We start from the raw sequence: 13,975 nt of genomic DNA, 5'->3' as shown, positions 1-13,975 counted from the left end.
TAATAGAATTTTTACATTTTAAAATTTAATCTTTAAAGTTTTTTCATATTTTAGTTTTTATTTTATATATAATATTTTTATATTAGCTAAAATACTTAATATTTTTATGTATTAATATATAAGCAATATACATGCCAACTTTTATTTTTTATACTTATACTTTCTTTTATTTAATCAATATATCGTTTATATTTATTTTATTAAGTGTTTTTTCAGAATTTTTAATATTTTTATACGTTTTTTGATTATCTCTTTGTACAACAAAAGGGTTAATATTTTACAATATCAACCCTTTTATATCCCGTTCTCAATATTTCTTATCCCTTTATCTAAAATTTTTGTCCCTTTTAACCCCTTGTTAATTTCTATATATCCTTTATCCCTTAATTTATTTAAAATCCCTCTAATTTTACCTTCACCTAAATTTAAATTTTCTTCTAATGATATTTTACATAAAGACCTTCGTCCAATACCTTCATTTAAATACATTTTTTTTAACACCCATATTTCATCTTCACTTAAATCGCTTATTTTATCTAAACTATAATTATTTTCTAATAAAGTATTTATTTTAGCTTGATTAATACTATTTTCACTTATTAAAGTATAATCTTTATTATCTAAAAATTTTATCTTATTATTATTTTCAAAGTCATTTTCAAAATTTCTAATCATATATTTAGGCAAATCTTCTAATGTAATTTTAGCATTATCTTCTTTTATATTTACTAAGTACTCCACTACATTTACAAGTTCTCTTATATTACCTGGCCAGTTGTATTTTCCAAAAAAGTCTAATACTTTTTTTTGAGCAAAATCTTCTATAGTTGTAAATACCTTTAATTTTCTTAAATAGTATTTTATAAGAATTTCAATATCATCTTTTCTATCTCTTAGACTTATAGTATACAATGGCATTACATTAATTCTATAAAATAAATCTTCTCTGAAATTTTTATTTCTGACTTCTTCAACTAAATCCTTATTGGTAGCAGCTATAATTCTTACATCTATAGGAATAGATTCACTACTCCCTACTGGAGTTATTTCCCTTTCTTGTAAAACTCTTAAAAGCCTTGTTTGAAAATGATATGGAGCATCTCCAATTTCATCTAAAAATATAGTTCCTTTATGTGCTTTTTTAAAAAGTCCAACTTTTCCGCCTTTTTTAGCACCTGTAAATGCACCTTCTTCATACCCAAATAACTCACTTTCTAGCAAACTATCTGATAAAGCTGAGAAATTTATAGCAACAAAAGGATGATTACATCTATCGGATTCATTATGGATGGACTGAGCTAAGATTTCTTTACCTGTACCACTTTCTCCTTGAATAAGAATAGTTGAATTAGTTTTGGATATTTTTTTAGATAAGTTTATTATTTTTAGTACTTTTTCATTATTTCCAATCATGTCATTAAATGTATATTTAACATTATTTTTATTTTGTTTTCTTTTTCTTCTTCGTTCTTCATCTAGCTTCTCTATGACAGAATCTGTTTCTAATATTATCATATATCCCATTAATTCATTATTTGAATATATCTTTTTAGTTGATACAAATACTTCATTATCATTTATAGTTATTAGATCATTTTTTACATATGGGCATACTAAATAAATATTTTTACCAGTAATATTTTCACTTAGCCCAAGAATTTCTCTTGCTACTTTATTATGCACTAGTACTTCATCATTTCTATTTGTGTATATTATCCCTTCTATACTATTATCTAATATATCACTTAATATAGAAGTTAGTTTACTACTTTTATTAGCTAAATTTATATATTTTTTGTACTGGGTTACTATTTTTCTAAAAAAGTATGAAGACAATAAATCAGCATAAACTTCTAAATCTCCTAAATTTATAATAATCTCCATTATGCTTACAATATCAAGTTCTCTAGTTCCTATGTTTATTACTTTTTTTATACCTTTAGGCATTAAAGCTTCTTCTCCTGGTGTTACTGCAATCTCCACATTTTTATAACTTTCTATTCCTGGGTAATAAGAATGGTAAATTAAGTGTTCTACTCCATGACCTATTAGTTGCTTTATAGCTATTTCACAGGTTTCCTTTGTATCATTTACTAAAAGTACATTTGTATTATTATCTAATTCAAATAACTTATCTATAAGTTCATATTGTATAACACGCCTTACTATTACATATTTTTGTTCAATGGTTCTTTTGCATAAAACTATATTTGCAACTTCTTTACTAGAAAAAACTATTAAATCACATTCTATAGTATAAGGCAAACTATGTATTGAATAACAATTGATACTTATATTTTCTTTTAATATATTTTCTAGCTGAAATTTCAAAGAATTGCCAGTTTCATTACCTAGACTTATAATGGTGGTCTTTTTCATATTGTCACTCCTATTATTAATATTTTAACTAGATATTTAATACTAAAAAATAGGAGTTAGATTATAAAATTCTAACTCCTATTTTTATATTTAATTAACTAAATAAAGCAAGTACTCCATTTAAGTCAGCTATTTTTCCTTCTCCAACAGCTTTAAATTGCCATTCACCCATATCTCTATAAAGCTCTGCAAATAGTACTGATGTAGCTGTAGAACCATCATCTTTTAAATTGAATCTACATAACTCTCTATTATTATTTGCTGTATCTAATAATCTTACATAAGAATTGTTTACCATTCCAAATGTTTGTCTCCTAGCTTGAGCTTCATGTATAGTAACAACAAACACTATCTTTTGTATTACAGGGCTTATTGCATCTAAATCTATGTTTATAGTTTCATCATCGCCTTCACCAGCACCAGTTCTATTATCACCTGATAAAGATACACCTTGACCTTGTTTATTATTAAAGAATATTATATTTGATACAGTGTTAAATTTATTATTAGCATCTAGCATAAATGCAGCTATATCTATATCAAAATCAACACCACCATTTGATATATCCCATCCTGCACCTAATGTAACCTTTTTAAGTCCTGGATTTCTTTTTGTTAAATCTAATATATCATTTTTTTGTAAGTTTAATATTGGAGCTTGTCCACCTAAATTTATACCCATTTTATCCACCTCTTATTTATATTTATTTATTAATGTAGTTAAATTGCCTTGTAAAAGTTCTCCAACAGCTCTAAAGTTCCAGTCAGATCCTGTTTTATAAAGTTCTGCAAATATTAAAGATGTAGCACTTTGCCCGTCTTCACTTAAGTTGTATCTACAGATTTCTATATTCCCTTTATCGCTATTTAAAATTCTTACATAAGCATTTTTAACTTTTGAAAAATCTTGTCTTCTTTCTTTTGCTTGATATATGTTTACACTAAACATAACCTTTTTACAGTTTTCTGGTAAATTACTTAATGTGATTGATATTTTTTCATCATCCCCATCACCTTCGCCAGTTCTATTATCTCCATGTAAAAATATACCTCTACCTCTTTGGTTATTAAAGTATATTATACCTTCTTCTCCTATTAATTTTCCATCTTCATTTAATAAAAGTGCTGATAAATCTAAATCCATATCTGCTGATCCAAAACTAAAGAAACCTTTTTTAACAACATCCCATCCTGCTGATAATACTATATTATTTAAAGAAGGATCTTTTTTTGTTAAATCTAGTATGTCATTTTTTTGTAAATTTAATAAACTCATTATATTTCCCCTTTACGTCTAAATTTTATTACATATATAGTCCTAGCATCCCATTTAAGTCTGCTATTTTGCCATCTCCAATTGCTTTAAAGTACCAGTCATATCCATCTTTATAAAGTTCTGCAAATACTACAGATGTTACTGTAGAACCATTTTCTTTTAAATTAAATCTACAAATTTCTTTTTCATTATTTTTAACATCTAATAGTCTTACATAAGAATTATTTACCATACCAAATGTTTGTCTTCTTGATTGAGCTTCATGTATAGTAACCATGAATACTATTTTTTGTACATCACTTCTTATTTGGCTTAAATCTATTTGAATTCTTTCATCATCGCCATCTCCTGCACCAGTTCTATTGTCACCCTCTAAGCATATTCCATCACTAAGTTTATTATTAAAAAATATTACATCATTAGGAACTTGTGCCACTTTTCCATTTGAGTTTAATAAAAACGCAGCAATATCTAAATCAAAATCTTGACCAATAGTTGCTACATCCCATCCTGCTCCTAACACTACTTTCTCAAGACCTGGGTTTTTCTTTGTTAAATCAAGTATATCATTTTTTTGTAAATTTAGTGCATTTACAGTATTGTTACTTCTCCCTAAATTTATTGCCATAACTAATCTCTCCTATTCATATAATTATTTTATATTCCACTTATATTTCTTTTCATAGTCGATTTTATTTGTTCTAGTTTCATAGTATTTTCAACACGTTTTGATTTATTTTGTTCTTGTATAGCTTTAGTGTCTTCTATACCTTTCATAATTGTTTGATATGATTTTTCTAATGTCTCTATAGCTACAACGCTTCCTGAAGCCATTTTAGCAATATCTACTGATTGTCTTGCAGTAGATTGTGCATTTCTCATTATAAGCTCATTAGTTTTGTCATCTAATTGCTTTAATGACTTAGCTTGTATTTCTTGTCTTTTTAATATTATTGCCTGTGCTAAGCACTGCTTAAATATTGGTAGCGTTATTATAAATGATGTATTTATCTTTCTAAGCAAGTTAAAGTTTGACATTTGTATAGTTTGTATCATTGGAGCTGCTTGAATAGCAATATTTTCAGCCACCTTCAAATCATATAAACGCTGTTGTAACATTTCTTTACAAACCTCAAGTTTTTGAACCATCATTTGCTTTTCATCTATATTCATAGTCATATCATTTGAAAATTGACTTATATACATATCAACTTCTTCAGCAGCTAATTCACCAGCAACAATATATTTTTCTAGTTGTTTGTAATACTCTAAATTTCCATCATATAACTTTTTAAGCTTTACATTTGCCTCTTTTATTTCGCTTTCATATTTCTTCAATAAAATATATACTTTTTCTATTTCATATCCCATAGTATCATATTTTTGGAATAGTTTAGCTATTGTATCTCCTGCCGTTTTGAATAGTTTTGTTAATAATCCTGGCTGTTTTTGATTATCAAATTCTTTTATATCAAATTTATCCATTATCTTAGTAAGGCTAAGTAACATTTCACTAGCCTCTTCAGCTTTTACTTCTTTAATAGATGCTAGTAACTCATCTGATATTTTTGATATATTTTCACTAGCTTTTTGTCCAAATTGAATTATTGAGTTTATATTTTGTACTTCAATCTCGTTAGTTAAATCTTGAACTTCTCTCATTTGTCTTAAATTTTGCTTGTACAAATCACTTTGTTCAATAATTTCTAATTCATTACCAAATTCATTAAATTCATTCATTATATTTCTTCTCCTACATGACTTTATTTAAATAATTTTGAAAAAACACTTTGTTTAGTGTTTGCTCTTATTAATGACTTATAATTTGATTTATAATTTATATTTTGAAGCCTTGTTGAATTAAATCTTTCACTATTTATAACATTTGATATATTACAAAGTCCTGATGGATTAAATATTATAATATCTATTCCTATATTATGAAGATATCCTATTAATAACTTCATATTATCATTTATAGTATCTTCATTATTTAAATATATAACAATTTTTGGAACTCTATCTACAAAGTCAAAATTATCAACAAGCCTTACTATTTCCTCCTTTAAAGATAATACTAATACTAATAGTTTAAGTACATCGTCTTTACTCAATTTATTTATATATAAATCTTTTCTTTTTATGACTTCATTAAACTTATTTAGTAAAAAGTTTTGTGTTTCATAACTATACTTTTTAAATTTGTAAATATCTAATTTCTTAACTTCTTCTATATCAAATGTTCCATCACTTAGTTGGCAAAACATTAATTCAAACATTTCTCCACTTACATCTATATCATTTGAAATGTTTCCATTATTGAAAAACAGAGTATTTGATGATGATTCAATACAGTATCTAACTAATTTTTGGTATTCAAATTTCTCTAAGTGTTCTCCATCAATTTTTTTAAAGAAGCATGGAATTTTAACATTTTTACCTTCTACTTCAAAGCCTTCTCTTAGCTTTGCTGGTTCATTGTAATATATATATATATCTTCTAAGATAGTATCAAGGAGTACACTTTTAGTAAACCCGCTTCTAAATTGCCATGGTTTAAATATTCCCGTATTTACAAAAAGCTCTTCATGAATTTCACTTTGAATTTGCTTAGTTATTGTTTCTACATTTTCTGTTAATTTTCCTCTTTTACATCTTTCTTCAAAAGTTTCTAGTACATCAATTTGTATTTCTTTTATACATGTACTCACATTATATATATCAATTTCATCAAAATATTCTTCTTTTAATGGATTTATATATACAACATCTATCTCCATTTTATTAAGAAGCATTAAAAAATATATTTCATGTCTACTTATACTTCCATAATATACACATTTTGGGTTAATATCTCCATCAAATGAAATATCTTTTAGATACATATATGTCCACACTATAATCTTAGTTATAAAATTATTTCTTACATTATCATTGAAGAAATTTTCAATTCTTATAGATAAATCAACTACATATTGTAATGCTAGCAAAAACTTATTGTTTATTTCATAATTATCAAATATTGTTATATCTTGATTCACTATATCATTTAAATTCATAGTTTGAAGTTCATTATATATATATTGTATAAGTTCCATCTCTCCACTTAAAGGAATCTCATTATCAAATATAATTACTTTATTTTCTATTTCACTACATTTTAATTGTAGAGTTTTTAACTCATTATCATACTCTTGTTTGTCTTTTATACCTATAAATCTATAAAAATAAGAACTATTTTTATTTTTAAACATGGTACTAATGACATATTTAAAACTTACCTCCACTAGAAATCCCCTTTCTGCATAATTGTATTTTTAAACTACAAGTTTTGCTATTTTAATTATATCATAAAATTTATAACTTTAAGTTTAATCATTGTAACCTTTTCTTTTTAATCTTAAAATGTACTATTTTAGCAATAATTACATTTTTACAAATTAAATCATTCTCAAAATACAACTATTATTTATTTTAATGATTTGCAAATAAACATTTATGATGGTATACTCAAACTTATATAATATACACAATTTGATATTTATTAGGAGGAATATTATGGCATTTGTTTTATTAATAATTGGTTTTATTTTTCTTATAAAGGGTGCAGATATATTTGTTGAGGGTGCTGCATCTATTGCAAGAAAATTTAACGTTCCAGCTATGGTTATAGGTCTTACAATAGTAGCTATGGGGACTAGTGCTCCTGAAGCTGCAGTAAGTATTACATCTTCTTTAGCTGGACAAAATGATATGAGCGTTGCTAATGTTGTTGGCTCTAACTTTTTCAATATACTTATGGTTTTAGGAGTTTCATCTGTAATAGCTAAACTACCAGTTGAAAAAAATACTATTAAAAAAGATGCTCCTTTTTTAATACTTGTAAGTGCGATGTTACTATTATTTGGAGTTAATTTAAATATAAGTAGAATAGAAGGTATTTTATTCTTAGCTGTATTTGCTTACTTCTTAATATATACAGTTAAATCAGCTAAAACAGCAAGTTCTAAGGAATATATAGTTGAAGGTGAGACAGCTGTTGCAGTTGAGACTTCTGTTGCTGAAGAAATATCAATGCCTAAGACTATTATAATTAGTTTAATAGGTATAGTAGGTATAGTTGTAGGTGGAGATATGGTTGTTAACTCTGCAACTACTATTGCTACATCATTCGGTATGAGCGCTAACTTAGTTGGTTTAACGATAGTAGCTATAGGTACTTCTTTACCAGAATTCGTTACTTCTATTGTTGCAATTAAAAAAGGGGAAACCGAAATAGCTATAGGAAATGTTATCGGATCTAACCTTTTCAACATATTACTAGTCCTAGGTTTAGCCACTACTATAAATCCTATAACTATAAGTGCATTAGCTCTTATTGATATAATCTTTATGGTATTTATAACTATTCTTTTATATCTATTTATGAAAAAGGACAATTCTTTAGTAAAAAAACATGGATTTGTATTAATCGCATTGTACTTTGCATATATGACATACACTATAATGAGATAATAAAAAAGAGACTATAAATATAGTCTCTTTTTTATTATCTCATTATAGTTAATTAACTTGAGTAATTAATTCTTTTTTAGATTTGAAAGTATTTATTAAAAATTGTATTGTTCTAAACACTACATATCCAATAACTGCTATAGCAATAATTAATTGAACATATAAAATAATTCTAGCCAAACCTTGCATTGAAGATTCTACTTTTCCTAGATATTTTAAATATCTTTGGCTAGCTATAACACCTATAGCTAAAGGGAATGTTAGTGGTGCTAGTGCAGGTAGTTGTTTTACTTTTATTAATTTAGGAATTAATATATATCCTACGAATGTTGTTATATATGCTAACATGGCTAAAACATTTAGAAACATTTTATTTGGTGTACCAGATATTGCTATATATCCTGCTAAACATATGCTAGCTGGTGCTGCAATTATCATTAAGGTTGGTCTTTTAGGGCCTTCTAATTTTCCCATAAAAGTTAATCTATAAAGCATTAATATGCCAACAACTATAAACATAAACAATGAATAATAAAATACTAATTTAGAGATTATAAGCAATTGCATCGGTTTGCTAGTGACAGCTGCAATTCCTATTCCAACGGTTGGGATAAACCAACTTGGAATTAAATCTATTATTTTAAAACCTTTAAATCTTTCTATAAAAAATAACATAGAAATTAAAATATGTAATATAAGTCCAAATATCCATAACCCTTGACCTAACAATTTATTAAATTGAATCATATAAACGGATATAACCATTAATGTCATAGAAATAGTTGGATAAATACTTCCTAAGATAGGATGCTTGATTTCTTCTAAAACTTTTTTAGGATATACTATATATTTTAACATTATAAGTACTATACATATAATTGCAAATAATACTGCAAAATGTCTAACCCATGAAATATTAAAATCGACAAGTGCAGTTGATATACTCATAAATCCAAGTGATATAGCTACTATAGCTATTGGTATATTTTCTAATTTTTGTTTCAGGTTTTCTTTATTTGATATAGTCATAATATAATTCCTTTAATAATATTTATAATTCTATTTTATTGTTATCTATTAGCTTTTCTGCTATAAATGCAGCAACTTCACCAGTTATTTTTACACAGTGTGCTTTTCTTTCAGGAGATTGGAATTCATAGTCTTTAACCATAACTCTGCAACAAGTACTTTTATATATCCCTTTTATATGATTGTGTAAATCAGCAGAATGTGTAAACATTTCTTCATGCATAGCTTCACCATGGCATCTACCATATGACATTCCTAAAGCCATAACTCCTCCACTTACTGCTCCACATACACAACCTGATTTTCCTATTCCTATTGGGAATCCAGATGCTAATTTTGTTACGTCATCATCAAATGGTTTACCTAATAAATCATTAATAGTTTTTACAACAGCTTCTGAACAAAAAAATTCTCCTCTTATAAAGTACCCTTCTGCTATACTTCTTACCTCTTCTATTTTTTTAATTTTAGCCTCTTCTTTGTTTGCTTCTTTTATCATATTACTTCTCCCATCTACTCATATAATTTACTGAACTATTTTATCGTAAAAAATATGCCCATGTAAAATAGATATTTCAAATGTATATAAGTTATGTTATAGATTTTATTTATATGTTAATAAAAAAATACCCAAGATTTCTCTTGGGCTCTAGGAATTTATCTTAATTTTGTATATTTATAGCTTATTTATTATGCCAAGTAAGTATTGGCGATTTTACTGCCATAGCTTCATCTACTCTTTTTACAACAGTATTATGTGGGGCAGTTTTAACTATTTCAGGATTTGACTTAGCCTCTTTTGATATTTGTGCCATTGTATCTATAAATCCATTTAAAGTTTCTAAATTTTCTGTTTCTGTTGGTTCTATCATAATTGCTTCATTTATTATTAAAGGGAAATATACTGTAGGTGGATGGTATCCATAATCTAATAATCTTTTTGCTATATCCATAGTTTTAACTTCACTATGGCCTTTGCATATTCCCCCTAGGACAAACTCGTGTTTACATACTGTATCTATTGGCAAGTAATAATATTCTTTTAACTTTTCTTTTAAATAATTAGCATTTAAAACTGCAACTTGACTAGCTTCTTTTAATCCTTCTTTTCCCATAGTTAATATATAAGTGTATGCTTTTACTAATACACCAAAATTTCCATAGAAGTTTTTAACTTTTCCTATTGATTTAGGTTTATTATAATTTAATACATATTCATCTTCATTTCTTTCAACTATAGGCACTGGTAAAAATGGTATTAATTCTTTTTTTACTCCTACTGGTCCACTCCCAGGTCCTCCACCTCCATGAGGAGTTGAAAATGTTTTATGGAGATTTAAATGAACCACATCAAACCCCATATCGCCAGGTCGTGTTATACCCATAATTGCATTCATATTTGCTCCATCATAATATAAAAGCCCTCCTATATTATGGACTAAGCCTGCAATCTCTTTAATATTTTTTTCAAATAATCCAAGAGTACTTGGGTTTGTAAGCATTAATGCAGCTACTTCTTCATCTAAAGCTTCTTTTAATTTTTCTATATCAACTGCTCCATTTTTATCTGATTCTATTTGGACTATTTTAAATCCTGCCATAGAAGCACTTGCCGGATTTGTTCCATGAGATGAGTCTGGAACTATAACTTTGGTTCTTTTAAAATCTCCTCTATTTTCATGATAAGCCTTTATCATCATAAGGCCTGTAAATTCTCCATGAGATCCCGCTGCTGGTTGTAGGGTTACTTCATCCATTCCTGTTATTTCACCTAAAGATTTTGATAAATTGTACATTAATTCTAAGGATCCTTGTACTGTGTTAGTTGATTGATATGGATGAATATTTGTAAATGATGTATTATTAGCCATATCTTCATTTATTTTAGGGTTATATTTCATAGTGCATGATCCTAATGGATAAAATCCCGTATCTACTCCAAAGTTTTTATTTGAAAGTAGAGTATAATGTCTTGCTATATCTAACTCACTAGCCTCAGGTAAATTTAGTTTTTCTTTTCTTAAATTTTTTTCTTCTATTAAATCACTTATATTAATATCTTCTATATCAAGCTTAGGAAGTGAGTATGCTTTTCTACTAATTTTAGATATCTCTATTAATGTTTTATTGTACTCTATCATTTTACATTCCCTCCATAACTTCAACTAACTTATCAATTTCTTGCTTAGTTCTTTTTTCTGTAACACAAAGTAATGTTGTATTTTTTAAATCTGAATATTCATTTTCTACGTTATATCCACCTAATATATTATTTTCTAATAACTTATCATTAACTTCATCTATATTGTCTACTGACTTTAACAAAAATTCTTTAAAGAATTTTCCTTTAAATACAGGTTTAAATTTTTCACTTGATATCAATTGATTGTATGCATAATGTGATTTTTTAATACATTGACTTGATACTTCTTTAAATCCCTCTTTTCCCATTACAGCCATATAAATTGATGCTGTTAATGCATTTAAAGCTTGGTTTGAGCAAATATTAGATGTTGCTTTTTCTCTTCTTACATGTTGCTCTCTAGTTTGTAAAGTTAATACATAGGCTCTATTTCCATCACTATCTATAGTTTCTCCTACTATTCTCCCTGGCATTTTTCTTGTGTATTTAGATTTCGTTGCCATAAATCCAACATATGGTCCACCAAAGTTTAGAGGATTACCTAATGACTGAGCTTCACCAACTACGATGTCCGCACCTATTTCACCTGGAGATTTTAGTATTCCTAAAGATATAGGATCAACACTCATAATAAGGAGAGCTTTATTTTTATGAACTATTTCTTCTATTTGTTCCATTTCTTCTATTATCCCAAAGAAGTTAGGATTTTGTATTAAAACACAAGCTGTGTCTTTATTTACGTTTTCTCTTAATTTATTAATATCTGTAATCCCATATTCATTACAAAAATCCACTTCAACTATTTCACATTTATTAAATTGCATATAAGTTTGTAATACTTTTCTACATTCTGGGTTAACAGTCTTAGGTACAATAATTTTTTTACGTTTAGTTTGACCTACAGCCATTAAACAAGCTTCTACCGCTGCTGTTGCTCCATCATACATAGATGCATTAGCTATTTCCATTTTTGTAAGTTCTGCTATCATTGATTGAAATTCAAATATTACTTGTAATGTACCTTGACTTATTTCCGCTTGATATGGTGTATAGGCTGTATAAAATTCACTTCTTGAAGTTATATGATTTATAATTGATGGAATATAATGATCGTACGCTCCGGCTCCAAGGAAACACGTTAAATTATTTAAGTTTTTATTTTTATTTGCTAATTTATTTATACATTTACTTACTTCTATTTCACTTTTAGCACTTTCTAAGTTTAGGCTTCTATTTAATCTTAGTTCACTCGGTATATCTAGAAATAATTCATCTACTGAACTTAATCCTATACTAGCTAACATTATTTTTTTATCTTCGCTTGTAGTTGGTATATATGAGAATTGATTTATCTGATTGTCATTTTGAATTTTATTATCATCTTTATTTAAATTATATTTTTCTATATTTTTATATTGCTTTTTATAAAATGGTGTTTTTATAATAGTAGCTTTCACTCTTTTCTTTCTTATTGCTATTTCTATTTCATTATCTAATTGTGAATATTTTGAGTCTATAAGTGCAAGACCTATAACTTTATTTAAAGTAGGTGAAGAATATCCTGTTGTTACATATCCTATTACCTCATTATTTGCTAGTACATCATATCCATGTCTAGCTATTCCTTTTCCTAAAACTTCAAATCCTATTAATTTTCTTTTAACTGAACTTTCTTTTTGTGACTCTAAGCTTTTTTTACCTATGAATTTATTTTTATTTAATTTTACAAAGAATGAAAGTCCCGCTTCTAAAGGAGATATATTTTCATTTATTTCATTTCCATATAGAGGTAGACATGCTTCAAATCTTAGAGTATCTCTAGCTCCAAGGCCTATTGGTTTTAAGTTCCCTTTACCTATATTTAATAATTCACTCCATATTTTATTTACATCTTCATTTTTACAATAAATTTCAAATCCATCTTCGCCTGTATATCCAGTTCTAGATACAATGCATTTCATGCCTAAAATATTTATCTCTGATTTAAAATTAAAAAACTTAATTTTATCTAAATTTATATCTGCAATATTTTGAAGTATTTCTTGAGCTTTTGGTCCTTGTATTGCTAATTGAGATATTTCTTTTGATATATTTTTTATATCTATATCATAATTTTCTTTATTTTTTATCATCCAATCAAAGTCTTTTTCTATATTTCCTGCATTTATAACTAATAAAAACTTCTCATTATTAAATTTATATACTAATAAGTCATCTACAACTCCACCATTTTCATAACACATTAGTGTATAAATAATTTCTTCGTCTTTCATATTTTCTATATTATTTGTTACTAAGTTTTGTATAAACTTTTCACTTTCATTTCCTTCTATAATTACTTCTCCCATATGAGAAACATCAAATATTCCAGCACTCTTTCTTACAGCTTCATGTTCCTTAATCATACCTTCATATTCAAGAGGCATATCCCAGCCTCCAAATTCTAAAAACTTAGCACCCATTTCTTTATGTTTTTCATATAAACTAGTTCTTTTTAATTCTACCATACATACTGACTCACTCATCGAAATACCCCCACTTACTTATATAATCTTTTATTTTCCCATTAAAAAAAAGGACATACAAACACAACAAATAAAGTTGCCTGTATATCCTCTGTTTATATACCTGAA

At 26.8% G+C, this 13,975-nt stretch carries 11 protein-coding genes; 1 reads left to right on the top strand and 10 read right to left on the bottom strand.

The genetic code is table 11. The features are described from left to right. Positions 1-294: 294 nt before the first annotated feature. The 6 genes from NWE74_RS00945 to NWE74_RS00920 all read right to left on the bottom strand — a co-directional run bounded on the left by NWE74_RS00945 (position 295) and on the right by NWE74_RS00920 (position 6,942). Entirely contained in the window at positions 295-2,379 is a 2,085-nt protein-coding gene (locus NWE74_RS00945; protein ID WP_258241371.1) for a sigma-54 interaction domain-containing protein, read from the bottom strand. Positions 2,380-2,473: 94 nt separating this feature from the next. Beyond that, a complete protein-coding gene (locus NWE74_RS00940; protein ID WP_258241370.1) occupies positions 2,474-3,061 on the bottom strand; it encodes a TerD family protein in 588 nt (195 codons plus the stop codon). Between the two features lie 12 nt (positions 3,062-3,073). Further along, complete coding sequence (locus NWE74_RS00935; RefSeq protein WP_258241369.1) at positions 3,074-3,655, bottom strand: TerD family protein; 582 nt, start codon at positions 3,653-3,655, stop codon at positions 3,074-3,076. Positions 3,656-3,683: 28 nt separating this feature from the next. Further along, positions 3,684-4,283, bottom strand: coding sequence for a TerD family protein (locus tag NWE74_RS00930; protein WP_258241368.1), 600 nt, complete (start codon positions 4,281-4,283; stop codon positions 3,684-3,686). A gap of 29 nt (positions 4,284-4,312) precedes the next feature. Beyond that, a complete protein-coding gene (locus NWE74_RS00925) occupies positions 4,313-5,395 on the bottom strand; it encodes a toxic anion resistance protein (protein ID WP_258241367.1) in 1,083 nt (360 codons plus the stop codon). A 23-nt stretch (positions 5,396-5,418) separates the two neighbouring features. Next, a complete protein-coding gene (locus NWE74_RS00920; protein WP_258241366.1) occupies positions 5,419-6,942 on the bottom strand; it encodes a YceG family protein in 1,524 nt (507 codons plus the stop codon). A 271-nt stretch (positions 6,943-7,213) separates the two neighbouring features. On the opposite strand from NWE74_RS00920, the gene NWE74_RS00915 reads away from it, so the two are divergent. Continuing rightward, on the top strand, positions 7,214-8,170 hold the full coding sequence (locus NWE74_RS00915) for a calcium/sodium antiporter (RefSeq protein ID WP_258241365.1): 957 nt from the start codon (positions 7,214-7,216) through the stop codon (positions 8,168-8,170). A gap of 48 nt (positions 8,171-8,218) precedes the next feature. Here the strand turns inward: NWE74_RS00915 and NWE74_RS00910 are convergent, their stop codons facing one another. The 4 genes from NWE74_RS00910 to gcvPA form a co-directional block, all read right to left on the bottom strand. After that, positions 8,219-9,199: a TDT family transporter gene (locus tag NWE74_RS00910; RefSeq protein WP_258241364.1), complete on the bottom strand. Its 981-nt coding sequence runs from the start codon at positions 9,197-9,199 to the stop codon at positions 8,219-8,221. A gap of 22 nt (positions 9,200-9,221) precedes the next feature. After that, the gene (locus NWE74_RS00905) at positions 9,222-9,698 is read right to left on the bottom strand and encodes a C-GCAxxG-C-C family protein (protein WP_258241363.1); all 477 of its coding nucleotides are present in this window, start codon (positions 9,696-9,698) and stop codon (positions 9,222-9,224) included. A gap of 184 nt (positions 9,699-9,882) precedes the next feature. Further along, positions 9,883-11,340 carry an aminomethyl-transferring glycine dehydrogenase subunit GcvPB gene (gene gcvPB / locus NWE74_RS00900; protein ID WP_258241362.1) on the bottom strand — a complete coding sequence of 486 codons (1,458 nt, stop codon included), beginning with the start codon at positions 11,338-11,340 and terminating at the stop codon, positions 9,883-9,885. A gap of 1 nt (position 11,341) precedes the next feature. Then, entirely contained in the window at positions 11,342-13,867 is a 2,526-nt protein-coding gene (gcvPA, locus tag NWE74_RS19180; protein ID WP_330666260.1) for an aminomethyl-transferring glycine dehydrogenase subunit GcvPA, read from the bottom strand. Positions 13,868-13,975: the final 108 nt, after the last annotated feature.

It is taken from the genome of Romboutsia lituseburensis (assembly GCF_024723825.1).
In the GTDB taxonomy this organism is placed as follows: Bacteria; Bacillota; Clostridia; order Peptostreptococcales; family Peptostreptococcaceae; genus Romboutsia_F; species Romboutsia_F lituseburensis_A.
Note: the sequence above shows the minus strand (reverse complement) of the source record. Positions and strands in the feature narration are given on the sequence as shown.